Origin of the sequence: Amycolatopsis sp. NBC_00355, assembly GCF_036104975.1 — a bacterium.
In the GTDB taxonomy this organism is placed as follows: Bacteria; Actinomycetota; Actinomycetes; order Mycobacteriales; family Pseudonocardiaceae; genus Amycolatopsis.
This window is the reverse complement of the sequence record NZ_CP107982.1, coordinates 5710970-5737384: the sequence shown is the minus strand read 5'-3', so window position 1 is coordinate 5737384 and position 26415 is coordinate 5710970. Positions and strand designations below refer to the sequence as shown.

The following is a 26415-nucleotide window of genomic DNA, read 5'->3' as shown; positions in this document are numbered from 1 at the left end:
TGAACATGAAAAACATTCACCGTGACACTTGGGTTCACCTTGTCACAGGGCTTGGGGTGGGGTGTACCGCCGAAGGTCGTGGTCATTTCCGCCGCTGACCCCGCCGCTCAGCAGGCGATGCCACACGCTCCGGCGGCGGCGAACAGGCCGAAGAAGAACAGCATCACGATCAGTGCCGGGATCACGCCGATGATTCCGCAGATCAGGCCCGCGATCGCCATGCCCTTGCCCGTGTAGCCGGGCCGGCCGCCCTGGACCATGCCGGCCCACGACAGGCCGATCGCCAGGAAACCCAGCAGCAGGTCCGCGAACGGGACCCAGAAACCGACCAGGGCGAGGATGCCGACGACCAGGCCCGCCACCGCCATGCCGCTCGTGCGCAGCATCGGGTACGCCGCCATCGCGTAGGGCTGGGCGAGGTAGGGCTGCGACGGATAGGCCTGCGCCGCGTAGGGCTGGACCGGGTACGGCTGCGTCCCGTAAGGCTGCATCGCCGCCGGCGGGGCCGGTGTCGGCATGGACGGCGGGTACTGCTGCCACGTCGGCTCGGCCGGGCCGGGCTGCTGGTAGGAGTCGAAATCGGTCACGCCGCACCCACTTCTGTCAGTAACCCGAAGTCGTTCCGGTGACTCCGGTTGTTACTCAGCCCTTCAGGCCCGACTCCGTCACCCCCTGCACCAGGTACCGCTGCAGGAACGCGAACAGCAGCACGATCGGCAGGATCGACACCGCCGCCGCCAGGAACAGCAGGTTCAGCTGGGGGTTCTGGGCTGTCAGCAGGCCCGACAGTGCCACCTGGACCGTCCACGAATCCGGCGACTGGGCGATGATCAGCGGCCACAGGAACGCGTTCCAGCTGCCGATCACCGTGATGACCGCGATCGCCGCGAAGAAGCCCCGGGAGTTCGGGACCACGATGCGCCAGAACACGCCCCAGCGCGTCAGGCCGTCGACGCGGCCCGCCTCCTCCAGCTCGCGGGGGAAGTCCAGGAAGTACTGCCGGAACAGGAAGACGCTGAACGCGCTGAACAGCCCGGGGATCACCAAGCCGCGGAAGTCCGACAGCCAGCCGAGCGTCGAGACCACCACGAAGCTCGGCACGAACGTCACCGACGTCGGGATCATCAGCGTCGCCAGCACCGCGTAGAACACGATCCCGGAATGCCGGTACGGGATGCGCGCCAGGCCGTAGCCCGCCAGCGAGCACAGCACCAGCAGGCCGACTGTCTGCAGCACCGCCACGATCGCCGAGTTCAGCAGGCTTCGCGCGAAGGGGACGTCGTCCGAGGCGAAGAGCTTGGAGAAGTTCTCCCAGTGCATTGTGGACGGAAAGAAGGTCCACTGTGGAGCGGTGATCTCCGCTCGGGACGCCAGCCCGTTGCGCAGCAGCAGGTAGAACGGCAGCAGGAACAGCACGGCTGCGATGATCAGCGCCGTCCAGCGGAGGAACGCCCTCATGTCGCACGTCCGAACCGCAGGACGCGGCCCTGCAGCAGCGTCACCATGGCGATGATCAGCGCCAGGATCACCGCACCCGCGCTGCCGCGGCCGAGGTCCTGGCCGCCCGAACCCAGCGAGGTGTAGTACAGGTAGACCAACGGTGGCCGCGCGAACGGCGGGTAGCCGCGGGCGTCACCCATGATGTTGTAGAACTCGTCGAACGCCTGGTACGCGTTGATCAGGTTCAGCAACAGCACCGCCACGGCCGTCGCGCGCAGCTGGGGCAGCGTCACGTACCGGAACACCTGCCAGCCCGGCTTCGCGCCGTCGAGCCACGCGGCCTCGTACAAGTGCTGGGGGATCCGTTGCAGGGCCGCGATGAACAGGATCATGTAGAACCCGAGTTGCAGCCACAGCCGCGCCGTCACCAGCACGATCCAGTACAGCGGCGGGTGGACCGTGCCCGTCCACGCCACCGGGTCGGCGCCGAACAACGACAGCACGGTGTTCGCCAGGCCGTATCGGACACCGGAGAACAGCGACGTCTTCCAGATCAGGGACGCCACGACGTACGAGCACGCGAACGGCAGGAAGAACACCGACCGGAAGAACGCCCGCGCGAACCGGAGCTGGTTGACGCCGAGCGCGAGCGCCAGCGACAGCACGAACGTCAGCGGCACGATGAACAGCGCGAACACGCTGAACGTGCCGAGGCTGGACAGGAACGGCTCGTCGGTGAGCATGTGGCCGTAGTTGTCCAGCCCGACGAACTTCGTCGGCGTGACGGTGTTGCGCGCGTCGAAGAACGAGAGGTACGCGCTCCAGCCGATCGGCAGGTACGCGAACACCGCCAGCCCCAGCAGGAACGGCCCGACGAACAGCCAGAATGTGCGTGCGTCTCGCCGCTTCATCCCCGGTGTCATCCAAAAAGACGCTTGAGCTCGGCAGCGGCAGTAGCAATGGCCGTCTTGACCTGCGCGGCCGGGTCCGCTCCCTCCTTCGCGATCTTCGCGACCGCGTCGGACAGTGCCGTGTTCGCCTGCTGTGTCCACACCGGACCGCCGACGAGGTGGCTGTTCTCCTTGACGAATCGAGCGGCGTCGGCGGCCGGGCCGGTCTTGAGGCTGTCCGCGCGGTCGATCAGGCTCTGCCGCGCGGGGACGTGGAAGCCGAACTTCGTCGCGAACTCCAGCTGGTCCTGCGTCTGGTCCACCCACAGCCACTTCACGAACGCCTTCGCCTCGGCGACGTGCGCGCTCTTGGCGTTGACCATCGCGCCGTACGCGCCGACCGGGACCGACGGCGCGCCGCTGCCGTCGAGCTTGGGGAAGGGCAGCACGCCGAAGTCGTCGTCGAACGCGTCGCGGATCTTCGGCACGTTCCACAGCCCGGTCCACTGCATCGCGGCCAGCCCGTCGATGAACGCACCCGGGTCCGACCAGTCGGCGGGCGCGCCGAGCAGCAGCGAGCCGTTGGTGTTGAGCGTGTGCAGCTTCGCCAGCGCGGTCGCGGCGCGCGGGTCGTCGAAGCCGACCTCGCGGTTGCCGTTCTTCAGGTAGTCGAGGCCGGCCGACCACAGCAGCGGGCCGGTGAGCACACCGACACCGCCGTCGTTGCCCGCGAAGAAGCCCTTCACGCCGTCCTTCGTGAGCTTCGACGCCGCGTCGATCAGCTCGTCGACGGTCTGCGGCGGCTGCACACCGGCGGCCTGGAGCAGGCTCTTGCGGTAGAAGAGCACCTGCGTGTCGGTGGCCTGCGGGACGCCGTAGACCTTGCCCTCGACGGTCTGCGCGGCCAGCACCGCCGGACTGAAGTCACCCTTCACCGGCCCGATGACGTCGTCGAGCGCGACGACCTGGTTCTGCCGCACCCAGTCGATCTTCACCTGCGCCTCGAAGACGTCCGGCACCTTGCTGTTCTGCAGCGCGGTGACGATCTTCGAGTCGTAGTCGCCGGGGTTCCACTGCACGGTGACGGCGGCGCCGGGGTACGTCGCGGCGTAGCGCTTGACGGCTTCCTGGACGCCGTCCTCGCCGTACGCGTGGTACCACTGCTGCAGGCCGACCTTCGGCGCGTCCGTCGGCGGCGGTCCCGCCGAGTACGCCGTCGACGCGGGCGGGTCGCCCTGCCGCCCGGTGTTCGACCCGCACGCCGCCGCGAGCGCGCCCACCGCTCCCGCTCCCGCGAGCGCGAGAAAACTCCGCCTGTTCCGCATCCCCAGCACTCCTCCGTGAACGTCCGTGAAGGCCACCTTGAGGGACATAGAGTCCCTCAAGGTGGCCTTCACGGAACTAAAGGCACGCCGGAGATTTACCCGTTAGAGCTGTGAGATGTCGAGCTTTCCCTCGGAGTAGGACGCGCGGATCCGCTTCTTGTCGAACTTGCCGACGCTCGTCTTGGGCACTTCGTCCACGAAGGTCCAGTTTTCCGGCAGTTGCCACTTCGCGACCTTGTCGCTGAGGTACTCGCGCAGCTCCTCGGGCGTAGCCGTCCGGCCCTCCTTGAGCACGACGGCGACCAGCGGCCGCTCGTCCCACTTCTCGTCCGGGATGCCGACGACCGCGGCCTCGGCCACCGCCGGGTGGCCCATGACCTGGTTCTCCAGGTCGACCGACGAGATCCACTCGCCGCCGGACTTGATGACGTCCTTGGCGCGGTCGGTCAGCGTCAGGAAACCGTCGGAGCTGATCTTCCCGACGTCACCCGTGCGCAGCCAGCCGTCGTGGAACTTGTCCGGGTCGATGTCGGCCCCGCCGTAGTACGCCCCGGCGATCCACGGGCCGCGGACCTCCAGTTCGCCGACGGCCTCGTTGTCCCAGGGCAGCTCTTCGCCCGAGTCGCCGATCAGCCGGGCCGTCACGGCCGCCGGGAAGCGGCCCTGCGTGTAGCGGTAGCGCCAGGCCTCGTCGCCGGTCGCGGACGCCGGCGGGCGCGCGACGCTGCCCAGCGGCGACGTCTCCGTCATGCCCCAGGCGTGCAGGATCCGGACGTTGTGCCGCTCCTCGAACGCGTGCATCAGCGACGGCGGCACCGCCGACCCGCCGACGACGACCTCGCGCAGGTGCGAGATGTCCTGCGGGTGGGCTTCGAGGTGGGCGAGCAGGCCCTGCCAGACGGTCGGGACCGCGCCGGCGAACGTCGGCTTGACGTCGGCCAGCAGTGCGGCGAGCGGCGCGGGCTGGAGGAAGCGGTCCGGCATCACCAGCGTCGCGCCGACCATCAGCGCCGCGTAGGGCAGGCCCCACGCCATCGCGTGGAACATCGGCACGATGGCCAGCGCCTTGTCGTGCTGGGCGAGGTTCATGCTGTCGCTCATGCAGACCTGCATCGAGTGCAGCCAGATCGAGCGGTGCGAGTAGACGACGCCCTTGGGGTCACCCGTCGTGCCCGACGTGTAACACATCGCGGCCGCGGAGCGCTCGTCGATCTCCGGCCAGTCGAAGGTGTCGGGCTGGCCGGCCAGCAGCTCGGCGTAGGAGTGGACCTCGACGCCGGCCGGCGCCTGCAGCGTCGACGCGTCGCCGTTGGCCACGATGACGTGCCGGACCGTCTTGAACTCCGGCAGCTGCTTGGCCAGCAGCGGGACGAGGGTGCCGTCGACGATGACGACCTGGTCCTCGGCGTGGTTGGCCACGAAGACCAGCTGCTCCGGGAACAGCCGGATGTTCAGGGTGTGCAGCACGGCGCCCATCGCCGGGACGGCGAGGTAGGCGGCCAGGTGCTCGGCGTTGTTCCACATGAACGTGCCGACGCGCTGGTCGCCGGTGATGCCGAGGCTCCGGAGCGCGTTCGCGAGGCGCGCGGCGTGGCGGCCGAGCTCGCCGTAGGTCTCGCGACGGGCTTCTGAACCGGTCCAGGTGACGACTTCGCTCGCCGAGTGCACCGACGTGCCGTGGCGGAGCAGGTTCGCCAGCGACAGCTGGCCGTCCTGCATGGTGCTCAACATGGTCACTCCCGGGGGTGTTCGCCGGTGAACTGGGGTTGAGCCGACTCTAGTGCGGATCGGGTGAAGCGGGCATGGTCAACAACGGCTCCGTTCGGTCACGGTCGTCGCCCGATCGCGGGACGACCGAACGGTGATCATGATCATCAAATATGCCCCTTTTCCTTGCGTGTAAGGAAAAGGGGGCGAATTCGGGGCGTAGCGGAGGCTTCACTTCCGGGTGAGTGAGGCCACTCGGGACGCTCACTGGGAGCGTTTCCGCAGGCCGGAGCGGGTTGCCCGGCATCACCTCCAGGGGTAATAAGTGCGTGTCGGTTGCACGGCGGAGAACCCGGTGGCGTTTACTGGGGCCGTGGTAAGAGACGGCTGAGCAGCGCTTGCAGCAGCAAGCACAGCAAAAAGCCGTCGGCCGCGAAAGCGGAGACCTGAGAGGAAAGGACTACTACGTTGGCTCTGCCTACGTTGACTCCGGAGCAGCGCGCCGATGCACTCGCCAAGGCGGCCGAGGCTCGCAAGGCGCGTTCGGAGCTGCTCGCGTCGATCAAGTCCGGCAAGGAGAGCATCGAAAAGGTGCTCAAGCAGGCCAAGGAGAACAAGACGATCGGGAAGACGAAGGTCACCCAGCTGCTGAAGGCCGTCCCCGGCCTCGGCGCGGTGAAGGTCGCCGCCCTGCTCGAGCAGGCCGGCATCGACCCGGACCGGCGCGCCGCCGGCCTGGGCGAGCGCCAGCGCGAGGCGCTCATCGACGCGCTCAAGTAGCCGTCACCAGGAGCTGACCGCGAGGGGAGTGTCGCTCGTGACACTTCCCTCGCGGATCTCCCGGATCCTGGGACTCTGGAGCTGTGGAAGCTGCACATCCTGGGGCCGAGCCCCAGACCCCAGCCGGGGGGCAAGCCCCCCTGGACCCCCCGGAAGCACCTGGGTCAGTTGGTGATCTGGCCGCCCGCTACCAGCGCGGCGACTTCCTGTTCACGACGGCCCGGCGCGCACTCCTGGCGCAGGGCACCCTCCGGACCGTCACCGAGACGGACGCCCGACGGCTCGCCTCGGTGATCCCGGGCGTGCTCGCCGAGACCGGCGCCCCGCTGGCGGTCGGCGTCCTGCCGTTCGACACCGGGCCCGACACGAAGGTGCCCGGTCACCTGGTCGTGCCCCGGACCGTCCACCGATCCGACGGCGCCCCTTCGCTGCCCCGTGAGGTCCTGCCGGCGCCGTCACACGTGCGCGCGGTGCCTTCACCCGAGCAGCATATGGCTTCGGTGCGCGCCGCCGTCGACGCTCTTCGTGAGCGTGACCTGCGGAAAGCCGTCCTGGCTCGCGCGCTGGACCTCGAGTTTTCCGCGCCGCTGCCCGCCGAGAGCATCGTGCGCAACCTGGCCGTCGGCAATCCCCGCCACTTCACGTACGCGGCCGAACTGCCCGGCGGCCGGACGCTTGTCGGCGCGACGCCCGAGCTGCTGCTGCGCCGCACCGGGCGGACGGTGTTCTCCAGTCCGCACGCCGGCTCGATGCCGCGCTCGGCCGACCCGGCGACCGACCGGGCCAACGGCGAGGCGCTGCGGACGTCCCGCAAGGACCAGCTGGAACACGCCGTGGTGATCGACTACCTCGTCGAGGCGCTGCGGCCGTTCTGCCGGACGCTGGAGGTGCCGGCCGAGCCGGAGCTGGTCACCACGCCGGCCATCTGGCACCTGCGCACGCCGATCACCGGCGAGCTGGTGGACCCGGACGTCACGGCGCTCGACCTCGCGGCGGCCCTGCACCCGACCCCGGCGATCTGCGGCACCCCGACCGACGGTGCGCGTGACCTGGTCCAGGAGCTGGAGCCGTTCGACCGCGACTACTACGCGGGCGCGGTCGGCTGGGTGGACGCCACGGGCGACGGCGAGTGGGCGGTGGCGATCCGCTGCGCCGAGATCGCGTCGACGTCGATGCGGCTGTATGCGGGGGGCGGCATCGTCCCGGCGTCGGACCCGCGGGCGGAGCTGGACGAGACGACGGCGAAGTTCCGCACGCTGCTGACGGCGATGGGCCTGGAAGACAGCCTTTAGGGCACCCAGTGTTCCTCGGTGACCGACAGTTCTTCGGTGGTCAGGACGGCGATCGCCGCTCGGTAGCCGTCCGCGGCCTTCAGGTCCGCCAGGCTCGTGCGGGCCGGGTCCAGGGCCGGGTCGCCCGAGGTGATCAGGCGGGCCGGTTCGTCGTAGCGGGAGAACGTGATGCTCTGCAGCGGGATCTTCAGGCCCTTGCCCGTGGCCTTCATCACCGCCTCCTTGCGCGTCCAGTAGACGAAGAACGCGCGCGCCTTCTCTTCGCCGGACAGGCCCGTCAGGTGCTCGGCCTCGGCCGGGCTCAGGGCGTACTCGATGAGGCCTTCGTCGGCCTTGCGGTTCGCCGTCTCGACGTCGAGGCCGACCGGCACCGCTGGGGTGGCCGCGAGGCCGATCAGGTCGCCCGAGTGTGAGATGGACAACGTCAGGTCGGCGCCCGGGATCCGCGGCCTGCCGTGCGGCTTGCCGCAGTCGTCGCAGGTCGCGTCGAACTTCACCGACTCCAGCGGGACGCCCAGGCGCTCGGCCGTGACGGTCTTCGCCAGGACGCGGCCGGTGAGGAACCGCCGCTTGTCCGCGTCCTGCCGGTACGCCCCGAACCGGTCCTGCTCGACGTCGTCGAGCAGGCGCAGGAAGCGCGGCTCGGCGGGCAACGGCGCTGACCAGCGGACCACGATCTCCATCACACCCCCGATCTTTCCCGCTACCACGGCCGTTGTCACGAATTCGGGTGCAGGACTGGGGTAATGCCGCACTCAGCGGGTACCCTCGGGTAAGCAAGCGCTTAGCCAGTGACAGTGTTTTCCGGGGCCTTGCCCCAGACCCCGGCCGGGGGCGAGCCCCCTGGACCCCCAGAAGCGTGTCAGAGGAGCAGCTCACCCATGGATTTCTCTCTCAGCACCGAAGAACGGGAAGTGCGCGACTGGGTCCGCACGTTCGTCCAGCGCGAGCTGGTTCCGCTCGAGCAGGAGGTCCTGCGGCGCGAGCGCGCGAACCAGCCCGGCCTCACCGGCGAAGAGCTGAAGGACCTGCAGCTGAAGGCCAAAGAGTCCGGCTTCTGGGGCATCCTGACGCCGGAGGAGTACGGCGGCATGGGGATGTCCGCCGTGATGGCCGCGCTGCTGGAAGCCGAGCTCGGCCGGACCTTCGTGCCGTTCCGCTTCGGCGGCGCCGCGGACAACATCCTGTTCCACGCCAACGAGGAGCAGAAGCAGGCCTACCTCCTGCCGACCATCTCGGGCGAGCGCAAGTCCTGCTTCGCGATCACCGAGCCGGGCGCCGGGTCCGACGCGAAGGCCATCCGGGCGACCGCCCGCAAGGACGGCACGGACTGGGTCATCAACGGCGAGAAGACCTTCATCACCGGTGGCAACGAAGCCGACTTCACCATGGTCTTCGCCATCACCGACCCGGAGAAGGGCGCGAACGGCGGTGTCACGTGCTTCCTGGTCGACCGCGAGGCCGGCTGGAAGTCCGAGTACATCGACACCATGGGCGAGTGGGGCCCGGCGTCGCTGGTCTTCCAGGACGTCCGCGTCCCGGAGACGCAGATCCTCGGCGAGGAAGGCCGCGGCTTCGAGCTCGCCATGCAGTGGATCGGGCAGGGCCGCTACCTGCTGCCGGCGCGCGCGATCGGTTCGTGCGAGCGGCTGATCTCGATGGCCATCGAGCACGCCAACACCCGCGAGACGTTCGGGCAGAAGATCGCCGAGCGGCAGGCGATCCAGTGGATGATCGCCGACTCCGGCGTCGAGCTCGAAGCGCTGCGCTGGCTGGTGCTCAGCGCCGCCTGGCAGGTCGACCAGGGCGTCGACTCGCGGCACGCGCAGTCGATGGCGAAGCTGTACGGCGGCCAGAAGGCCAACGAAATCGTCGACCGCGTCATGCAGATCCACGGCGGCATGGGCTACACGCGGGAACTGCCGGTCGAGCGCTGGTACCGCGAGCTGCGGCTGCTGCGCATCTACGAGGGCACCGACGAGATCCAGCGCCGCACGATCGCGCGCAACCTGCTCAAGGGGCACGTGAAGGTCGGCGGCGTCCTCGGCTGAGGACCCTCCGAACGCGGTCAAGGCCACCTCCCGAACCTCCGGGAAGTGGCCTTGACGGCGGTTGGAGCTACTTCTTGTTGCGGATGGCGATCGGTACGCCGGCCAGGTCCTCTTCGTTGCACAGCAGCTTCACGTCGTAGTACGGCGAACCCTGGCGGTCGTCGTAGTCGAGGTGGATGGCCAGGACGTCGAGGGGCTCGCCCAGCCACTCCTGCGCCTGCCGTAGCCACTTGGAGCACCGCTCCAGGGCGGTGGGGAGATCGTCATCGCGGAACTCGACCGGGCGGTAGGGCACGTCCTGCACCTGATCGCGGGGGTTTGCCGGCGTCGGGAGGCCCGGCGCGAGACCCGAGTCGTCCAGTTCCAGTTGGATCGTTTCCTCAGTCACCCTTCGAGCGTCCCCCACGCGCGCCGTCTGAGCAAGGCGTACTCAGGTAAAACCGGCGCTAAACGGACAGCCCCCACTCTTTGGCGATGATTTCGCGGCACCGTGCCAGGTTGCTCACACCGGGCGCCGACGTGCAGCCCAGCGCCCGCGACGCCAGCTCCGCGTAGTGCTCGGCGAGCTGGTCCAGCGCGAGCGGGCCGCGCGGCGAATACCACCGCGCGACACCACTGCACATCTCCAGCAGGGCCAGCCGGGTCACCGCCGGGTGTTCGGTGTGGAACACGCCGGCCGCGACGCCTTCGTCGATGGCCGCGGCCCACAGCCGTTCATAACCGTCGCGCAGGGCCACGACCGGCTCGCGCGCGGCCGGGGACAGGACGTCGACTTCGTTGTCCACCACCCGAGTTTCCGCCGGGCCGACCGCGTGCGCGAGCACGTGCAACGCCACCAGTGTGCGCAACCGATGCACCGGGTCGGGGCTGCCGGCGGTCGCTTCGCGGGCGGCGTCGAGCAGGCGGTTCAGCGCGGTGTGCATGATTTCCGCGAGCAGATCCTCCTTGGTGCCCATGTAGTGGTACAGGCTCGCCGAAGAAAGTTCCGCCTCCTGGGCCAGATCCCGGATACCGGTGCCGTGGAACCCCTTGGTGGCGAACAGTTTCACGGCCGCCGCGCGCACCCGGTCGCGACTGCTCACAGCCAGGTCTCCACCTTCGCGTCCCAGGCCCCGGCCCGCAGGTCGGCCACCTTCCGCAGCTCGCCCTTGGCGACGCGCTCCGACGGCGTCAGCGGCAGCCCGTCCGCGAACGCCCAGAACCGCGGAACCTTGAAGTAGGCCAGCTTTTCCGCGCAGAACGCGGCGAGTGCGGCCGGCTCGGGACGCTCGCCGTCACACACGACGTACGCCTTGATCTCCTCGCCGCGCAGCTCGTCCGGCACCGCGATGACAGCTGCCAGCCGCACCGCCGGGTGCAGCAGCAGGGCGCGTTCGACCTCGTCGGCGGAGACGTTCTCGCCGCTGCGGCGGATCATGTCCTTCGTGCGGCCGACGTAGTAGACGCGGCCCGCGTCGTCCATCCGGGCGAGGTCACCGGTGCAGAACCAGCCGTTGCGGAAGGCTTTCGCCGTCGCGTCGGGATCGTCGTGGTAGCCGTGCATCAGGCCGATCCCGCGGATCAGCAGCTGCCCGGTTTCCCCGCGCGGCAACGGCTTCCCGTCGTCGCCGGCGATCATCACCTCGCGGTCGCGGCTGGGCCGGCCGATGCAGCCGGTGCCGACGGTCTCGTCGTGATCGGCGGCGCCCACCCGGATGTCACCGCCCGTCTCGGTCATCCCGAACGCCTCGAACCACGGCACGCCCCAGCGCTGCTCGAGCTCGGCGTGCAGGTCGAGCGGGATGGCGGACGCGCAGATCGCGCGGACCTTGTGGTCGCGGTCGGCGCCGGACGGTTCCTGGCGCAGCAGCAGCGTCGGCATCAGGCCGAGGCAGTAGAACCACGTGACCTCGTGCTCGCGGACCTTCGCCCAGAACGTGCTGGGGTGGAAGCGGTCGAGCACGACGAGCGTGGCCCCGCCGGCCAGGCCCAGCGCGACGTTCCACTGTGGATCGATGTAGTGGAACGGTTGCGCGGTCAGGATGACGTCGTCCGCGCCGACGGCCGGGAAGTCCGTGGCGAGGCTGATCGCGAGGGTGGTCCAGTACCGGTTCGGCAGCACGCAGCCCTTGGGCGCGCCGGTGGTACCCGACGTGTACTGGAGGTTCACCGGCGTTTCCGGCACCGGTGTGAAAGCGGCACTTTCACGTGAAAGTGCCGCCCCCAGGTGGTCACTTTCACGTGAAAGTGCCGCGGGGGTGATGACCTCGGCCAGGCTGATCCGGTTCAGCAGGTCGGTGAACTCAGGTGCTGCGACGACCAGCTTCGCGCCGGAGTGGCGCAGGACGTGGGCGCCGTCGAACTCGCGGTAGTTCGTGTTGATCGGCACCAGCAGCGCGCCGATCTTGGCCAGGCCGAGCCAGATCAGCGGGAAGGCGGGCTGGTTGCGCAGCATCACGGCGACCCGGTCACCCGGGCCGACGCCGCGGTCGGTCAGCGCGGCGGCGATGCGTGACGTCTCGGCGTCCACCTGAGCGAAGGTGAAGCGCTCGCCGGTCTCGTCGAAGATCCACGCCATGCGCTGCGGCCACAGTTCCGCGGCGCGCGCGACGAGCTGGGCGAGGGTGCCCACCTCGGCCGGCGGCGTCACGTCCGGCTCCGGAAGGCCTCCGTGGACGCGGCGACCGCGGCCGAGTGCTCGGTGATCAGCGCGTGGCTGACTTCCAGCTCCAGCGCGGGCTCGACGTCGATCGGGGTGTCGAGGACGCGCTTCGCCATCGCCGCGGCGGCCGGCGGGTGCTCGGCGATCCGCTTCGCCCAGCTCCGCGCCTCGGCCTGGAGCTGTTCGGCGGGCACCGCCGTGTTGACCATGCCCAGCTCCGCGGCCTTCCGGCCGTCGAAGCGCTCGCCGAGCAGGAGCAGTTCCTTCGCCTTGAGCGGGCCGACGAGCAGCGGCAGCAGCCGCGACGCCGCGCCGGTGACGCTCAGGCCGAGCGAAACCTCGGGGAACGCGAAGACCGCGTCCTCGGCGGCGAGGATCAGGTCGCAGCCGAGCGCGAACTCGGCGCCCGCGCCGATCGCGTAACCGTGCACCGCGGCGATCACCGGCTGCCGCAGCGCGCGCAGCCGCCGCGTGACGTCCTGGAGCCGGTCCAGGCGAGCCCGCGAATCACCTTCGGGGGTGGGCTCCTTGAGGTCGTGGCCGGCGCAGAAGGCCCGGCCGTTCCCGGACAGCACGACGACGCGCGCGTCGCTGCGGGCGGCGGCGTCGAGCGCGGCGAGGAAGTCGTCGACCAGCACGGCGGCGACCGCGTTCAGCCGCTCGGGCCGGTTGAGCCGGATGTGCGCGATGCCGTCTTCGACGGCGAAGTCCACGGTGGGCATGAGGCCGATGCTAGACGTTCGATCGATCGATCGATAGCCTTTGAAGGATGCAGGTCGATGCGGTCTACGAAAACGCCCTGGTGTGGACGGGCACGGGCTTGACCAGCGCACTCGCCGTGCTGCACGGCCGGGTCGTCGCGCTGGGGGAGGACGCTCTCGGGGTGTCCGCGCGCACGCGCGTCGACCTCGGCGGCGGGTTCGTCGTGCCGGGCTTCCACGACGCGCACAACCACATGGCCTGGTTCGGGATGGCCCTCGACGACGTCCCGCTCGGCGGCTGCCGCAGCGTCGAGGAGGTCTACGACGCCGTCGCCGCGCGGGCCGCGACGCTCCCCGCGGGCAGCTGGGTGGTGGGCAGCGGGTACGACCAGAACAAGCTCGCCGGCGGGCACCCGGACCGGCACGGTCTCGACCGCGCGGCGCCGGGGATGCTGGTGCGGCTCAAGCACACGTCCGGGCACATGACCGTGGTCAACTCGGCCGTGCTGGACCAGCTGGACCTGGCGCACGTGCCGGTCGGCGGCGACGTCGTGCACGCCGAGGGCTCGCCCACCGGGCTGCTGCGCGAGCAGGCCCAGCTGCTGCTGCGGCCGCTGACCTACCCGACGCCGGTGGAGCAGGTCGTCCGCGGCCTCGACCGCGCGTCGGAGCGGTACCTGTCGGAGGGCATCACGAGCGTCCAGGAGGCCGGGATCGGCGGCGGGCTGGTCGGCGAGACACCCGCCGAACTGGCCGCCTATCAGCTCGCGCGCGACCGCGGGGTGCTGCGCGTGCGCAGCACGGTGATGGTCGCGGCGAGCGTGCTCCACGACCTGCCCGACGGCGCCGGGTTCGGCCTCGACCTCGGCCTGCGCACCGGCCTCGGCGACGAGTGGCTGCGCGTCGGCCCGATGAAGCTGTTCGCCGACGGTTCCCTGGTCGGGCGCACCTGCGCGATGCACGAACCCTTCGACGGCGAGCCCGAAAACCGCGGCTACTTCCAGGTGCCCGAGGACGAGATCGCCCGCACGATCCGGAAGGCGCACGACGCCGGCTGGCAGATCGCGACGCACGCGATCGGCGACCGCGCGATCACCGTCGTCCTCGACGCGTACGAAGCCGCGCTGGCCGCTTCACCGTGCGCGGACCACCGGCACCGCATCGAGCACTGCGCGGTGCTTCAGCCCGCGGAGCTGACCCGGCTCGCTTCGCTCGGCCTGATCGCGTCACCGCAAGGCCGGTTCGTCAACGAACTCGGCGACGGGATGCGCGCCGCGCTCGGCGAGGCCCGCGTGCCGTGGTGCTACCGGCTGCGCAGCGTCCTCGACGCCGGTTGCGTGCTCCCGGCGTCGTCGGATCGCCCGGTGGTCGACGGCGCGCCGCTGCTCGCCCTCGCCGACATGGTGCGCCGGCGAACGGCGTCCGGTGCGCCCTTCGCTCCCGAAGAGGCGTTGACGCCGGAACAGGCGCTGCGCGCGTACACCTACGGCTCGGCCTACGCGACGTTCGCCGAGCGGGACCTGGGCACGCTGGAGCCCGGGAAGCTCGCCGACTTCGCCGTGCTCTCCGGCTCGCCCCTGGACGAGTCCGCTTTGGACGACCTGAGCGTGCTGGCCACCGCCGTCGGCGGCGAACTGCGTTACCAGGCCTGATGTCTCACTTGCCTCCCACGAATGCGTGTGCCTCCTTCGCCAGGGCGGGCCACGGCTGCGGCGAGTCCGCCGCCAGGGCCAGCCATTCCTTCATCGGGGTGCCCTTGTTCGCGTCGAAGCGCACCCCGTGCCCGCCTTCGACCAGCTCGTCCACGCGTATTTTCGGCAACTTCAGCACCAGCTGCCCGCGGACGAACATCGCGAAGATCCGGCCGTCGGCCCGCAGGGCGCCGCGCCCGAACCCGCCGGTTGAGCCGGGTGGCGTGATGCCCGGTTGTCCGGTGAACTCGTCGACCAGGTCCTCGAACTTCTCCTCCGGTGACACCGACCACCTCCTTCGCGCTCGACCCTAACGACCACCACCGACAGAAACGGGAGGCGAAATGCCCGTCCGCGACGCCGTCCTCGAAGACATCGAGGAGATCTGCGCGCTCATCGAGGAGCACGCCGTCTACGAGGACAAGCACGACCTCAAGCTGGACCGCGCCGAGATGGGCGGTCACCTGTTCGGGCCGGAGCCGAAGGCCTGGGTGCTGATCACGACCCCGCCCGGCGAGCCCGGCACGGTCGCCGGCTTCGCGTTCTGCAGCTGGAACTTCTCCACCTGGGAGGCCAAGCCGGGGATCTGGCTGGACGACCTGTTCGTGCGTCCCGCGCACCGGCGTCACGGCCTCGGCGGCGAGCTGCTCGGCGAGCTGGCCCGCCGCACCGGCGGCCGCGTCGAGTGGGACATGCAGGCGGGCAACGAGAAAGGCGAGGCGTTCTACGCCCAGCTCGGCGCGGAACCGGTCCCCGGCTGGATCCGCTACCGCTGGCGGCCGTGAAGCGCACGGGGAAAGTACCCGGCCCGTATCGTATGCGGCATGGGAGATGGTTCGGTCCGGAGATCCTCGTCGGTCGAGGACTACGTCCGGGTGATCTACGGCCTGGTCGAGCGCGGTGAGCCGGTCACCAACACCTCGCTCGCCGGACGGCTGGAGGTCAGCCCGTCCTCGGCGTCGGGGATGGTCACGAAGCTGTCCCAGCTCGGCCTGGTCACCCACGTGCCCTACCGCGGCATCGAGCTCACGGCCGACGGCCGGCTGCTCGCGCGGTCGGTGCTGCGCCGGCACCGGCTGATCGAGACGTACCTGGTCTCCGAGCTCGGCTACACCTGGGACGAGGTCCACGCGGAGGCGGACGCGCTGGAGCACGCGGTGTCGGACCGGCTGGTCGAGCGCATCGCGGCCAAGCTCGGCAACCCGGTCCGCGACCCCCACGGCGACCCGATCCCGGCCGCGGACGGCAGCGTCGAGGAGCTGTCGGTCCGCATCCTGGACGACCTGGAGCCGGGCGCGGTCGGCGAGATCGTCCGGGTCTGGGACACCGACCCGGAGCTGCTGCGGTACCTGACGGAACACGCCATCAACCTGGGCGAACGCATCGAGGTCGTGGAGCGCCAGCCGTTCGGGGGGCCGATGGTGGTCAAGGTCGGGTCACCGCCGGAGGTGGCGACCCACGCGATCGGCAAGGAGATCGCGCAGGCCCTGTCGGTCACGCTGCGCTAGCCACCGATGGTGAGGCTGAAGCCGTCACGCTCGGTCTCCTCGGCGCTCTTCCACAGGGTGCCGCGGTTGGTGTTGCCGAGGTGCACGCCGTAGCGCTCGGCGCTCGGCACGTCGGTGAACGTGAAGGTGAAGGTGCGCACCCACATGCCTTCGACGATCTTCGTTTCTTCGCCGGGGGTGCGGCGCAGCTCGGTGGTGGCCACGACCTGCCCGGTCTCGTCCACAAGCGTGACTTGCGAGCCACTGCTCAGGTCCCCGTAACCGTCATAACCGTCAGCTGCGGCTTTGGTGCATTTCATGTCGCACAGCAGGGACAGTGTGCCGTTGACGGACGAGGGGCCTGAGGTGGTGAAGACGATGATCAGGATGGTGGCGACCGCGGCGACGACCGCGGCACCCGCGACGATGAAGAGGGGCTTGCGGCTGCGGTGCGCGGGCGGCAAAGCCGTGTCGGGCTGCGAGACGGGCTCCGGGGTCGGCGGTTGGCGGGTGTTCGGGTCGACGGTCATTTGTCCGCCTCGCTCTCTGTGCCGGGATTGTGCAGAGAGACGCATTGATCACCGCGGGTGTTACGGGCGGTGATCGACCTGTGATGACGTCGGGGCGCGTACGTCCGGGTGACGTCCTGGAGCGGATGTGGTGACACCGCCGCGCCGCCGACCATGGGCGGCATGACCTCTCCGTTCCGCTTCGGCATCGTCGCCGGTTACGCCCCTGACCTCGGCACCTGGACCGCTCAGGCGCGGCGGGCCGAGGAGCTCGGCTTCGACACCCTGCTCGCCACCGATCCGGTCTCCGGGGGCGACCCCTTCGTGCTGCTCGGGGCGGCCGCCGCGGTTACCGAACGGATCACCCTCGGCACCTTCGTGCTCGCCGATCCGTTCCGGGACGCGCGGGCGCTCGAGTGGCAGGCGCGGACGCTGCACCAGCAAACCGGGGGCCGGTTCGAGCTCGGGCTCGGCGCCGGGCGGCCGAACGCCGACGCGCTCGCCGCGAGCCTCGGGCGGGAGTTCGGCTCGCCGGGTGAGCGCGTCACACGGATGGCGGACACCGTCACGCACCTCAAACGATCGATCGAGCGGCCGCGGCTGCTGCTCGCCGCCAGCGGGCCGAAAATGCTGGCGCTCGCCGCGCAAGAAGCGGACATCGTGACCTTCTCCTGGCATCCCACGACCACCGAGGACCAGGCGCAGTCCATTGTGGATCGATTCCGTACGCTCGCCGGGCCGCGGCTGCCGGAGATCGAGCTCGGGCTGAACCTGATCGCCGTCGGGGACGAGCCGTCGCCGCGGGTGGCCCGCTTCGCCGGGGCCGATCTGCCGGAGCTGGTGGCGGCCGGCGCGGTCACCGTGCTGCCGTCGGATCCGGGCCGTGCCGGGGAAAACCTCCTCCGGTGGCGGGAGCGGTGGGGGATTTCCTACGTCACCGTCAACTCCGGCTACTCGGCACCGTTCGCCGCGATCGCGGACCACGTCAGGACTTCCGGGGCGTTCGCAGGTGGGTGAGTGGTCTTCCGATCTCGCCGAAGCAGGCCTACGCTCCAATTTTCGTATTCGGGAGTGCTTCGGAGCGATGTGATGACCGGTCAGCGAACACACACGATGGACCGGGGGGACCAGGCCGAACTCGACCGGCTGCTGGCCCACGGGCCCTTCGCCGTGGCACTGCGAGCGGCGATCCGGGTTCGTGGCCTCGGCCTCGACCGGATCCGCTATCGCTTGCGCGGCAGGGGAACCACGGTCAGCTTGGCCACCCTCAGCCACTGGCAATCCGGACGGTGCCGGCCGGAACGGGCAGAATCGTTGGAGGCGTTGAGAAACCTCGAGGACATCTTGAACGTGCCCGGCGGTTCGCTCAGCAAGCTGCTCGGGCCGCCGCGGGTGCGCACGCGCTTCCACCCGCAGCCGCCACCGCTCAACTGAGCGATACCAAGGGAAAGCCGCTCAAGTGAGCGGCTCGCGTAGGCTCGCCGGCATGCGAGCTGTGGTCATGGAGGAGTTTGGCGTTCCGCCCGTGGTCAGGGAGGTACCGGAACCGGTTGCGCCGCCGGGCGGGGCCGTCATCGAGGTCGACGCCACCGGCGTGTGCCGCAGCGACTGGCACACGTGGCAGGGGCATGACAGCGCGGTGACCCTGCCGCACGTCGCCGGCCACGAGCTCGCCGGCCGCGTCGTCGCGCTCGGCGAAGGCGTGCGCGGCTGGGCCCTCGGCACGCGCGTCACCGTGCCGTTCGTCTGCGCCTGCGGCACGTGCGCCCAGTGCGCGCGCGGCGACCAGCAGATCTGCGACCGCGAGTTCCAGCCGGGCGCGACGCACTGGGGGTCCTTCGCCGAGCGCGTCGCGATCGAGCACGCCGAGGTCAACCTGGTCGCGCTGCCCGACACGCTCGGCGCGGCCGAGGCGGCGGCGCTGGGCTGCCGGTTCGGCACGGCGTACCGCGGGGTGCTGCGGCAGGGCCGGGTCACCGCCGGGCAGTGGGTGTCGGTGTACGGCTGCGGCGGCGTCGGGATCTCCGCCGTGCTGCTCGCCGTCGCGGCCGGCGCGAAGGTCGTCGCGGTCGACGTCTCGCCGGCCGCGCTGGAGCTCGCGGCGAAGTCGGGGGCGGCGCTGACGCTCGACGCGTCGGCGTTCGACGGCCCGGAAGCCGTCGCCGCGCACGTGCGCGAGCTGACCGAAGGCGGCACGCACGTCTCGCTCGACTGCCTCGGCTCGCCGTCGACCTGCGCGGCGTCGGTGGGCAGCCTCCGCAAGCGCGGGCGGCACGTCCAGGCCGGGCTGATGCCGCCGGCGCAGGGCGTCGCGCCGATCCCGATGCACCGGGTCATCGGCGGCGAGCTGGAGCTGGTCGGGATCCACGGCCTCCAGGCCCACGAGTACCCGGAGCTGCTGCGCGTCGTCGAGACGTCGGGCATCGACCTGGCCGCGCTGATCGGCCGGCGGATCGGGCTCGACGACGTCCCGGCCGCGCTGGCCGCGATGACCGACCCGGTGCCGGCCCGGGCCGGCGTCACCGTGGTCACGTTCGGTGAGTGATCCACGGCATCGTGTTCAAGTGATCCGTTCGTAGCTGATCCACGCTGGCATGTGACAAACAGGTGTGGGAATGTCCAAGCCATGGCGGTCCAACGCGAGGGGACCCGGCCGCAGGAGCGCCCGATGGGACGTCTCCTGCGGCTGTTCGGGTCCGCCGGTGTGACGTTCCGCGGTCACCGGGTGGTCCCAGGGCACGTTGCCGGAAGTCGGCGACGGGAGCCGCTGGCAGAATCGAAGTAGTGGACGCTCTTCTGCCGAGACCCCGCGCCGAGCTCGCGCCCGGTGCGGTGCACCTGCCCGACTGGCTCGACTTCGACGCCCAGCGCGACCTCGTCGCCGCGTGCCGCGGCTGGCCCGGTTACCGCAACACCACGTACCCCAACGGCGGCGTGATGTCGGTCAAGACCGTCTGCCTCGGCTGGCACTGGTACCCGTACGGCTACTCGCGCACGACCGACGACGGCCGGCCGGTGCTGCCGTTCCCGGACTGGCTCGGCGACCTCGGCCGCCGCGCGCTGGCGGACGCGTACGGCGAACCGGCCGACGGCTACGAGCCCGACACCGCGTTGGTCAACTTCTACGCCGCGAAGACGAAAATGGGGCAGCACCAGGACAAGGACGAGCAGAGCGCGGCCCCCGTGGTGTCACTCAGCCTCGGCGACACGTGCGTCTTCCGCTTCGGCAACACGGAGTCGCGCAACCGGCCGTACACCGACGTCGAGCTGCACTCGGGCGACCTGTTCGTGTTCGGCGGCCCGTCGCGGTTCGCCTACCACGGCGTCCCGCGGACGTTGCCGGGCACGGCGGACCCGGCGCTCGGCCTGACCGGCCGGCTGAACATCACGCTGCGGGTGTCCGGCCTCTAGTCTTCGGTGAACTCCTTCTCCGGGACCATGACGAGCCGGACGGCCATCGCGCGGGAGCCTTCGGGGTGCTCGCCCGGCGCGGTGACGTACTTCCAGATCAGGTTCTGGTACTCCTCGACGAACGAGGCGATCTGGTCCTTCGTCAGGCGCAGCCCGGAGCGGTGGATCTGGTTCCAGCCCTCGGCACTGTCGTACCCGGCGTACGCCCGCGTGAGCAGGCCGATGTCGTGGCTCATCTTGAGCGCGCCGAGCTTCGACGCGGCTTCGCGCTCGTCGGGCGTCATCTCCAGGCCGGGCGGGGTGTAGAGGTCCTTCGACAGCGCTTTCCACCAGCGCTCACGGCCGGTGGAGCGCTCCTCGATCTCCGCGATCAGCCGGAGGTCGGCGAGCTTGCGGAGGTGGTAGCTGGTCGTCCCGGTGCTTTCGCCGAGGGCCTTCGCGACGCTCGTCGAGTTCGCTTCGCCGTGTTCGCCCAGGTAGGACAGGATGTCGCGGCGCACGGGGTTGGCCAGGGCCTTGTAGAAGGCCTTGAGATCCGCGCCGGTGAGGACCCGCCGTTCGGGACGTTCGACCATGCCCCGGAGCGTACTACAGAGACTGTTTGCAAAGAATCTCTGCATTCGGCTACCTTGGGTTCCAGAGGCACGGGAACTTCGGGGGTTTCGATGCGGAAGGTCTTCTGGGCGGCGGGATTGTGCCTGCTGCCGTGGATCGCGGTACTGGGGATGACCCTGCCGGACGTCTATCCGGCGCAGCACTGGAGCCTGGCGTGGACGGGCTTCGACGCCGCGGAGGCGCTCGGCCTGCTCACGACGGCCTGGCTGCTCGGCCGGGGCGATCCGCGGGTGCCGTTCGCCGCGATCGGCACGGCCACGCTCCTGCTGACCGACGCGTGGTTCGACGTCGTGACGGCCGGCGACGACGTCGTGTTCTCCCTGCTCATGGCCGGGTTGGAGGTGCCGCTGGCGTTGGCGTGCCTGTCGGTGGCAGTGCCGCGCCCGGCGGTCCCGGCGCATGTCTGAGCTGAGCCCGCGGCTGCGCGACGAGATCGACGACCAGGTCGCGGAGGCCTTCGACGCCTACCTGGCGGAGTCCGGCCTGGCGCGGCGGCGGCGGGCCTGGCCGGTGCTGGTCGCGATGGCACTGGGGGTCATCGCGACCGGCCTGGCCCCGGGCGCGGCCTGGGCGATCTGGCTCGCGGTCACGGTCACGGCCTGGGTGGTCTGCCGCAGCTTGTCGTGAGTGTTCAGGGCGGTTAGAACCGCCCTAAACACTCACGAGGGCTGGAAGCGGAGAGTCTGACCCGGGCGCAGCTGGGCGGCGACGTCCAGGTCCTCCTCGTCGACGACGGCGATCACCGGGTAGCCGCCCGTCGTCGGGTGGTCGGCGTGGAACAGGATCGGCTGCCCCGACGGCGGCACCTGCAGCGATCCCGGCACGCACGGCTCCGACGGCAGCTCGTCTTCGCGGGCGCGGGAAAGCGGAGGGCCGGTCAGGCGGATGCCTACGCGGTCGGAGTCCGGCGACACCGTGTACACAGTGGACAGAAGACGCGCCGGGTCGGTGAACCAGTCGCGACGCGGTCCCGGCGTCACCCGCAGCACCGGGAAGACCGGAAAGGGCGCCCGGGGCGCGAGATCGACACCAGGGAACTCGAGCGCGTCGTCGCCGACCGGCAGCAGCGTGCCCGCCGCGATCGCGGGCGGCCCGAGCTTGCCCAGCGTGTCCGTGGATCGTGAGCCGAGCACCGGCGGGACGTCGATGCCGCCGCGCACCGCGACGTAACAGCGCAGGCCGGCCGAGGCCATCCCGAGGGACAGTTCCGCACCCGCGTGCAGCGTGATCGGCGCGTTGAGGCCGAAAGCGCGGCCGCCCGTTGTGACGGGGCAGTCCGCGCCGGTCACCGCGACCGTCGTCACCGCGGACGCGCGCAGCACCAGACCGCCGAGCGTGACCTCCAGGGCCGCGGCGCCGGGCGGGTTCCCGACGAGCCGGTTGGCCAGGAGGAACGAGCCGCGGTCGGCGGCGCCGGACCGGCCGACGCCGAGCGCCGCGTGGCCGGGCCGGCCGAGGTCCTGCACCGTTGTGGCGAAGCCGGGCCGGCGGATCTCGAGCTTCACGAGACCTCCCGGAACCGGACGCGCGTGCCCGGCGGTAGCAGGTTCGGCGGGTCGCGCTCGACGTCCCACACCGGCGCCTCGGTGCGCCCGAGCAGCCGCCAGCCGCCCGGCGACGCGCTCGGGTACACCGCGCTGTACTCGCCCGCGATCGCCACCGAGCCGGCCGGGATGCGCGTGCGCGGCGACGATCGGCGGGACACGTGCAGCACCGGGTCCGCGCCGGACAGGTAGGCGAACCCGGGTGCGAACCCGCAGAACGCCGAGACGTACGACCCCGCGCGGTGCCGGGCCACGACCTCCTCGACCGACAATCCGGTCTCGGCCGCGACCTCCGTCAGGTCTTCGCCGTCGTACACCACCGGGATCACCACTTCGCGCGTGTCGGCAACCTGACCGTCCACAGGGGACACTCGACCCAGCAGGGCGCCCAGCCGATCCGAGGAGGTCACCGCCGGGTCGAAACGGACCAGCAGCGTGCGCGCCGCCGGAACGAGTTCCACCACCCCGTCCGGCGGCGCCTGCGCCAGCGCGGCCTGATAACCCAGTACGTCGTCGACTTCCACGAGCACCGCACGGCGTCCGCACGGCAGCAGCCGGACGGTCATCCGGTGAACGCGGTGAGCGTGACACCCGCGTCGGTCAGGCCGTCGCGGATCCGCCGGGCCAGCTCCACCGCGCCCGGCGTGTCCCCGTGCACGCACAGGGAATCCGGGCGCAGGTCGAGCTTCCCGCCGTCGGCCGTGACGACCCCGCCGCCGGTCGCCATCGCGACCGCGCGCTCGGCGACGGCGTCGGGTTCGTGCAGCACGGCGCCGGGCTGCTTGCGCGACACCAGCCGTCCTTCCGCGGTGTAGGCCCGGTCGGCGAACGCCTCGGCGTACGCCACCACCCCGGCTTTTTCCGCCTCCCGCTGCATTTCCGAGTCAGGCAGGCAGAGCAGCGCGAGCGCCGGGTCGTACCGGCGCAGGCCCTCGACGATCGCCGCGGCCTGTTCCGGATCGGCCGCCGCGGTGTTGTACAACGCGCCGTGCGGTTTCACGTACGTCACGCGGCTGCCGGCCGCGCGGGCGAACGCGTCGAGCGCGCCGATCTGGTAGAGCACCTCGTTCGCCAGGTCTTCCGGGGCGATGTCGAGCGCGCGCCGGCCGAACCCGGCCAGGTCGCGGTAGCCGACGTGCGCGCCGATCGCGACGTCGCGATCGGCCGCCAGCTCGCACACGTGCCGCATCACCGACGGGTCGCCGGCGTGGAAGCCGCAGGCGACGTTCGCGCTGGTGACGATGTCGAGCACGGCTTCGTCGTCACCCATCTTCCAGGCGCCGAAACCCTCGCCGAGGTCACTGTTCAGGTCCATTTCAGCCCACCCGGTATTCGCTGTCGTGGCGGTCGGTGATGAACATGTACCCCGGCGCGTGGGTGATCGCGTACGGCGGCCGCGACGCCATCAGCGCCGCCTGCGGGGTGACCCCGCAGGCCCAGAACACCGGGACGTCACCGTCGGCTGCGTCCACCGGATCACCGAAGTCCGGCCGCGAAAGATCTTCGATGCCCAGGGTACGCGGATCCCCGATGTGCACCGGCGCGCCGTGGACGGCCGGCATCGCGCGGGTGATCCGGATGGCGTCGTCGACGCGGTCCTCGGGGAGGTACCGCATCGAGACGACCATCGGGCCGAAGAGCCGCCCGGCCGGCTCGCACTGCCGGTTCGTCAGGTACATCGAGACGTTGCGGCCCTGCTCGACGTGCCGCAGCGGGACGCCCTCGGCGGCCAGCGCCGTCTCGAAGGTGAAGCTGCAGCCGATCGAGAAGGCGACCATGTCGCTGCGCCACAGCCCGGTCGCGTCCGAGACCTCGCCGGCGAGCACGCCGTTCTGCCAGATCCGGTAACGCGGCAGGTCGGTGCGCAGGTCCGCGCCGTCGGCCAGGCGGGTGGCCGGGTCGCCGGGGTCGGTGACGTCGAGCAGCGGGCACGCCTGCGGGTTGCGGGTGCAGAACAGCAGGACGTCGTAAGCCCAGTCCTCGGGCACGGCGATCAGGTTCGTCTGGGTGAAGCCGCCGGCCCAGCCCGTGGTGGGGCGGGCCGTGCCACGCCGGAACGCTTCGCGCGCTTGCTCCGGCGTGAAGGTGGCCGGTTCGTCGAAGGTCGTCATGAGTTCCCCCTCAGTCAACGAGTTCGATCCCTCGGGTCTCGGGCAAGCCGAGCAGGGCCAGGGCGGCGATGGCGTAGCCGATCGCGCCGAACACGATCGCGCCGCCGGCACCGAGGAAGCCCACGACGGTCGGGAAGATCGCGCCGACCGCGCGGCCGAAGTTGTAGGTGAAGCCCTGGCCGGTGCCGCGCAGCGTCGTCGGGTACAGCTCGGCGAGGTACGCGCCGAAGCCGCTGAAGATCGCGGACATCGAGAAGCCGAGCGGGAAGCCGAGCACCAGGACGAGACCGTTGGCGCCCTTGGGGATCTGGGTGTACGCGACGATCAGCCCGGCCGACAGGATCGCGAACGTCAGGAAGGTTTTCTTGCGCCCCATCAGGTCCGTGAGGTAGCCGCCGCAGACGTACCCGACGAAAGCGCCGGTGATCAGGAACGCGAGGTAGCCGCCGGTGCCGATCACGGTCAGCTCGCGCGTCTTCTTCAGGTACGACGGCAGCCACGTCGAGATCGTGTAGTACCCGCCCTGGACGCCGGTCGCGAGCAGCGCGGCGAAGAACGTCGTGCGCAGCAGGTCGCGGTGGAAGATCTTGACCAGCGTGCCCTTGACGCGCTCGCCCTTGAGACGCTCTTCCGCGCGCGGCGCGTCCTTGACGCTCTTGCGGACCCAGAGCACGAGCAGCGCCGGGATGACGCCGGTCCAGAACATGATGCGCCAGGCCAGGTCGGGGCTCGCGAGGCTGAACACGACGGTGTAGACGATCACCGACAGGCCCCAGCCGACCGCCCACGCGCTCTGCACGAACGCCACGGTCCGGCCGCGGTAGCGCGCCGAGGAGTACTCCGCGACCAGCGCCGCGCCGGCCGCCCACTCGCCGCCGAAGCCCAGGCCCTGCAGGGCGCGGAAGATCAGCAGCGTCTCGAAGTTGGGCGCGAACCCGCAGAGCACGGTGAACACCGTGTACATCGCGATGGTGATCTGGAGCGTGCGGACGCGGCCGATGCGGTCGGCCAGCATGCCGGCGCCGATCCCGCCGACGGCCGACACGACCAGCGTCGTCGTGCCGAGCAGACCGGCTTCGCCGCTCGAGATGCCGAAGTACGCGGTGATCGCGGCGAGTCCGAGGGGCAGGGTCTGGTAGTCGAACGAGTCCAGGCCGTACCCGCCGAACGCGCCGGCGAAGGCGAGCCGGCCGCGTTTCCCCAGTGTGCGGAACCAGTCGAACGGCCGGGCCTCGGTTGCTGTGGCAGTCATGTCGGGCACCTCCAGGCCAGTGTCTCATCGTGGCGTGCCTCACACAGTAAGGATTGTTCAACAATTCCACAAGACTGCAATTGGATCGTCCTCAGTGTGACGGGTACCATCGTCCCCGTGGTCATCGAAGACAGCGTGGTCCCGGACCTGCCCGGCCTGGAGGCCGATCGCGGCCTGGTCAGCCGCAAGAGCACGGCCGAGCGGGTGGCCGGCGTCCTCCGCAAGCGCATCGCGGAGGGCTTCTTCCTGCCCGGTGGGCGGCTGTCGGAGCAGGACATCGGCAACGCGCTCGGCGTCTCGCGCAACACGCTGCGGGAGGCGTTCCGGCTGCTCACGCACGAGCGGCTGCTCGCCCACGAGCTCAACCGCGGGGTGTTCGTGCGGATCCCGAGCATCGAGGACGTCGTCGACATCTACCGCGTGCGCAAGATCATCGAGTGCGCCGCGGTCCGGGGCGTGACGGCGAAGCCGGCGTCGTTCCCGCGGATCAAGGAGAAGGTCGACATCGGCGACGAGGCCGCCCGCAACGGGAACTGGAAGGACCTCGGCACCGCGAACGTCTGGTTCCACCAGGAGCTGGCCGCGCTGTCGGGCAGCGAGCGCGTCAACGAGCTGGTCAGCAGGCTCATCGCCGAGCTGCGGCTGGTCTTCCACATCATGGCCGAGCCACGCCGCTTCCACGAGCGCTATCTGCCGCGCAACCACGAGATCCTGGACCGCGTCGAGGCGGGCGACGGCGCGGGCGCGGAGCAGCTGCTGATGAAGTACCTGGAGGACGCGGAGGAGCAGCTGGTCGAGGCGTACGCCGACCGCGCGGCCGCGGCCCGGGCGGCGATCGCCGTCGAGTAGTGCGTCTTCGGGCACGCTTGCGGTCCGGACGGGCCGAGCCCGGCATTTCCGGGCCGCGGACTGGATAACCTCAGCGCGGTTTCGCCGCCGGAACCCCCAGCGGCCGGCGAGACCCGGCT

At 70.5% G+C, this 26415-nt stretch carries 31 protein-coding genes; 13 read left to right on the top strand and 18 right to left on the bottom strand.

From position 1 onward, the window contains the following. Window positions 1-107 precede the first annotated feature (107 nt). The 5 genes from OHS18_RS25585 to OHS18_RS25565 form a co-directional block, all read right to left on the bottom strand. Window positions 108-587, bottom strand: a complete 480-nt coding sequence (locus OHS18_RS25585; RefSeq protein WP_328612663.1) for a DUF4190 domain-containing protein — start codon at window positions 585-587, stop codon at window positions 108-110. A 55-nt stretch (window positions 588-642) separates the two neighbouring features. Continuing rightward, a complete protein-coding gene (locus OHS18_RS25580; RefSeq protein WP_328612662.1) occupies window positions 643-1458 on the bottom strand; it encodes a carbohydrate ABC transporter permease in 816 nt (271 codons plus the stop codon). Beyond that, on the bottom strand, window positions 1455-2351 hold the full coding sequence (locus tag OHS18_RS25575) for a carbohydrate ABC transporter permease (protein ID WP_328448434.1): 897 nt from the start codon (window positions 2349-2351) through the stop codon (window positions 1455-1457). Before OHS18_RS25575 ends, OHS18_RS25580 begins: the two co-directional genes overlap by 4 nt. Before the next feature lie 8 nt (window positions 2352-2359). Beyond that, complete coding sequence (locus OHS18_RS25570; protein ID WP_328448436.1) at window positions 2360-3655, bottom strand: ABC transporter substrate-binding protein; 1296 nt, start codon at window positions 3653-3655, stop codon at window positions 2360-2362. A 102-nt stretch (window positions 3656-3757) separates the two neighbouring features. Beyond that, window positions 3758-5386, bottom strand: coding sequence for a long-chain fatty acid--CoA ligase (locus OHS18_RS25565; protein WP_328612661.1), 1629 nt, complete (start codon window positions 5384-5386; stop codon window positions 3758-3760). Between the two features lie 444 nt (window positions 5387-5830). On the opposite strand from OHS18_RS25565, the gene mihF reads away from it, so the two are divergent. After that, a complete protein-coding gene (gene mihF, locus OHS18_RS25560; RefSeq protein WP_026468624.1) occupies window positions 5831-6142 on the top strand; it encodes an integration host factor, actinobacterial type in 312 nt (103 codons plus the stop codon). Window positions 6143-6282: 140 nt separating this feature from the next. Beyond that, window positions 6283-7434 carry an isochorismate synthase gene (locus tag OHS18_RS25555; protein ID WP_442875426.1) on the top strand — a complete coding sequence of 384 codons (1152 nt, stop codon included), beginning with the start codon at window positions 6283-6285 and terminating at the stop codon, window positions 7432-7434. Here OHS18_RS25555 and OHS18_RS25550 read toward each other — a convergent pair. After that, complete coding sequence (locus OHS18_RS25550) at window positions 7431-8117, bottom strand: 4'-phosphopantetheinyl transferase family protein (RefSeq protein WP_442874529.1); 687 nt, start codon at window positions 8115-8117, stop codon at window positions 7431-7433. The genes OHS18_RS25555 and OHS18_RS25550 overlap by 4 nt on opposite strands. Window positions 8118-8315: 198 nt before the next feature. Between OHS18_RS25550 and OHS18_RS25545 the strand changes: the two genes are divergently transcribed. Beyond that, the gene (locus tag OHS18_RS25545) at window positions 8316-9485 is read left to right on the top strand and encodes an acyl-CoA dehydrogenase family protein (protein WP_328612659.1); all 1170 of its coding nucleotides are present in this window, start codon (window positions 8316-8318) and stop codon (window positions 9483-9485) included. A gap of 67 nt (window positions 9486-9552) precedes the next feature. Here the strand turns inward: OHS18_RS25545 and OHS18_RS25540 are convergent, their stop codons facing one another. From OHS18_RS25540 to OHS18_RS25525, 4 genes are read right to left on the bottom strand one after another with little or no spacing between them, the layout of a single operon-like run. Further along, the gene (locus OHS18_RS25540; protein ID WP_247058300.1) at window positions 9553-9873 is read right to left on the bottom strand and encodes a hypothetical protein; all 321 of its coding nucleotides are present in this window, start codon (window positions 9871-9873) and stop codon (window positions 9553-9555) included. A gap of 58 nt (window positions 9874-9931) precedes the next feature. Beyond that, window positions 9932-10567, bottom strand: a complete 636-nt coding sequence (locus OHS18_RS25535) for a TetR/AcrR family transcriptional regulator (protein ID WP_328448452.1) — start codon at window positions 10565-10567, stop codon at window positions 9932-9934. Further along, a complete protein-coding gene (locus OHS18_RS25530; protein ID WP_328612658.1) occupies window positions 10564-12114 on the bottom strand; it encodes an ATP-dependent acyl-CoA ligase in 1551 nt (516 codons plus the stop codon). The genes OHS18_RS25535 and OHS18_RS25530 overlap by 4 nt, the downstream gene beginning before the upstream one ends. Continuing rightward, window positions 12111-12848, bottom strand: coding sequence for an enoyl-CoA hydratase/isomerase family protein (locus OHS18_RS25525; RefSeq protein WP_328612657.1), 738 nt, complete (start codon window positions 12846-12848; stop codon window positions 12111-12113). Before OHS18_RS25525 ends, OHS18_RS25530 begins: the two co-directional genes overlap by 4 nt. Window positions 12849-12895: 47 nt before the next feature. On the opposite strand from OHS18_RS25525, the gene OHS18_RS25520 reads away from it, so the two are divergent. Continuing rightward, window positions 12896-14479, top strand: coding sequence for an amidohydrolase (locus tag OHS18_RS25520; protein ID WP_328612656.1), 1584 nt, complete (start codon window positions 12896-12898; stop codon window positions 14477-14479). A gap of 4 nt (window positions 14480-14483) precedes the next feature. Here OHS18_RS25520 and OHS18_RS25515 read toward each other — a convergent pair whose 3' ends face one another. Then, window positions 14484-14804, bottom strand: coding sequence for a hypothetical protein (locus OHS18_RS25515; RefSeq protein ID WP_328612655.1), 321 nt, complete (start codon window positions 14802-14804; stop codon window positions 14484-14486). 58 nt (window positions 14805-14862) lie between these two features. On the opposite strand from OHS18_RS25515, the gene OHS18_RS25510 reads away from it, so the two are divergent. Further along, the gene (locus tag OHS18_RS25510) at window positions 14863-15303 is read left to right on the top strand and encodes a GNAT family N-acetyltransferase (RefSeq protein WP_328448462.1); all 441 of its coding nucleotides are present in this window, start codon (window positions 14863-14865) and stop codon (window positions 15301-15303) included. A 39-nt stretch (window positions 15304-15342) separates the two neighbouring features. After that, window positions 15343-16026 carry a metal-dependent transcriptional regulator gene (locus OHS18_RS25505; RefSeq protein ID WP_247058286.1) on the top strand — a complete coding sequence of 228 codons (684 nt, stop codon included), beginning with the start codon at window positions 15343-15345 and terminating at the stop codon, window positions 16024-16026. On the opposite strand, the gene OHS18_RS25500 is transcribed toward OHS18_RS25505, so the two are convergent. After that, window positions 16023-16535, bottom strand: a complete 513-nt coding sequence (locus OHS18_RS25500; RefSeq protein WP_328612654.1) for a hypothetical protein — start codon at window positions 16533-16535, stop codon at window positions 16023-16025. The genes OHS18_RS25505 and OHS18_RS25500 overlap by 4 nt on opposite strands. A gap of 153 nt (window positions 16536-16688) precedes the next feature. On the opposite strand from OHS18_RS25500, the gene OHS18_RS25495 reads away from it, so the two are divergent. The 4 genes from OHS18_RS25495 (at window position 16689) to OHS18_RS25480 (ending at window position 19925) form a co-directional block, all read left to right on the top strand. Beyond that, the gene (locus OHS18_RS25495; protein WP_442875425.1) at window positions 16689-17531 is read left to right on the top strand and encodes an LLM class flavin-dependent oxidoreductase; all 843 of its coding nucleotides are present in this window, start codon (window positions 16689-16691) and stop codon (window positions 17529-17531) included. Window positions 17532-17603: 72 nt separating this feature from the next. Then, window positions 17604-17948, top strand: coding sequence for a transcriptional regulator (locus OHS18_RS25490; RefSeq protein WP_328448470.1), 345 nt, complete (start codon window positions 17604-17606; stop codon window positions 17946-17948). 52 nt (window positions 17949-18000) lie between these two features. After that, window positions 18001-19059: an alcohol dehydrogenase catalytic domain-containing protein gene (locus OHS18_RS25485; RefSeq protein ID WP_328612652.1), complete on the top strand. Its 1059-nt coding sequence runs from the start codon at window positions 18001-18003 to the stop codon at window positions 19057-19059. 239 nt (window positions 19060-19298) lie between these two features. Further along, window positions 19299-19925, top strand: a complete 627-nt coding sequence (locus OHS18_RS25480) for an alpha-ketoglutarate-dependent dioxygenase AlkB family protein (RefSeq protein WP_328612651.1) — start codon at window positions 19299-19301, stop codon at window positions 19923-19925. Here OHS18_RS25480 and OHS18_RS25475 read toward each other — a convergent pair. Then, window positions 19922-20500, bottom strand: a complete 579-nt coding sequence (locus OHS18_RS25475; RefSeq protein ID WP_328448476.1) for a helix-turn-helix domain-containing protein — start codon at window positions 20498-20500, stop codon at window positions 19922-19924. The two genes, OHS18_RS25480 and OHS18_RS25475, sit on opposite strands and share 4 nt — an antisense overlap. 90 nt (window positions 20501-20590) lie before the next feature. Between OHS18_RS25475 and OHS18_RS25470 the strand changes: the two genes are divergently transcribed. Further along, window positions 20591-20947 carry a hypothetical protein gene (locus tag OHS18_RS25470; protein WP_328448478.1) on the top strand — a complete coding sequence of 119 codons (357 nt, stop codon included), beginning with the start codon at window positions 20591-20593 and terminating at the stop codon, window positions 20945-20947. Further along, the gene (locus OHS18_RS25465) at window positions 20940-21167 is read left to right on the top strand and encodes a hypothetical protein (protein WP_328612650.1); all 228 of its coding nucleotides are present in this window, start codon (window positions 20940-20942) and stop codon (window positions 21165-21167) included. The genes OHS18_RS25470 and OHS18_RS25465 overlap by 8 nt, the downstream gene beginning before the upstream one ends. A gap of 32 nt (window positions 21168-21199) precedes the next feature. Here the strand turns inward: OHS18_RS25465 and OHS18_RS25460 are convergent, their stop codons facing one another. Genes OHS18_RS25460 through OHS18_RS25440 form a run of 5 tightly spaced genes read right to left on the bottom strand, consistent with a single transcriptional unit; the run spans window position 21200 to window position 25447 of the window. After that, window positions 21200-22045 carry a biotin-dependent carboxyltransferase family protein gene (locus OHS18_RS25460; RefSeq protein WP_328612649.1) on the bottom strand — a complete coding sequence of 282 codons (846 nt, stop codon included), beginning with the start codon at window positions 22043-22045 and terminating at the stop codon, window positions 21200-21202. Then, window positions 22042-22650: a 5-oxoprolinase subunit B family protein gene (locus tag OHS18_RS25455; RefSeq protein ID WP_328612648.1), complete on the bottom strand. Its 609-nt coding sequence runs from the start codon at window positions 22648-22650 to the stop codon at window positions 22042-22044. The genes OHS18_RS25460 and OHS18_RS25455 overlap by 4 nt, the downstream gene beginning before the upstream one ends. Next, window positions 22647-23399: a LamB/YcsF family protein gene (locus OHS18_RS25450; RefSeq protein WP_328612647.1), complete on the bottom strand. Its 753-nt coding sequence runs from the start codon at window positions 23397-23399 to the stop codon at window positions 22647-22649. Before OHS18_RS25450 ends, OHS18_RS25455 begins: the two co-directional genes overlap by 4 nt. Window position 23400: 1 nt before the next feature. Next, window positions 23401-24195, bottom strand: a complete 795-nt coding sequence (locus tag OHS18_RS25445; protein ID WP_328612646.1) for a putative hydro-lyase — start codon at window positions 24193-24195, stop codon at window positions 23401-23403. Between the two features lie 10 nt (window positions 24196-24205). Beyond that, window positions 24206-25447, bottom strand: coding sequence for an MFS transporter (locus OHS18_RS25440; protein WP_328448490.1), 1242 nt, complete (start codon window positions 25445-25447; stop codon window positions 24206-24208). A 117-nt stretch (window positions 25448-25564) separates the two neighbouring features. Here OHS18_RS25440 and OHS18_RS25435 point away from each other — a divergent pair, with 117 nt between their 5' ends. After that, window positions 25565-26296, top strand: a complete 732-nt coding sequence (locus OHS18_RS25435) for a GntR family transcriptional regulator (RefSeq protein WP_328448492.1) — start codon at window positions 25565-25567, stop codon at window positions 26294-26296. Window positions 26297-26415: the final 119 nt, after the last annotated feature.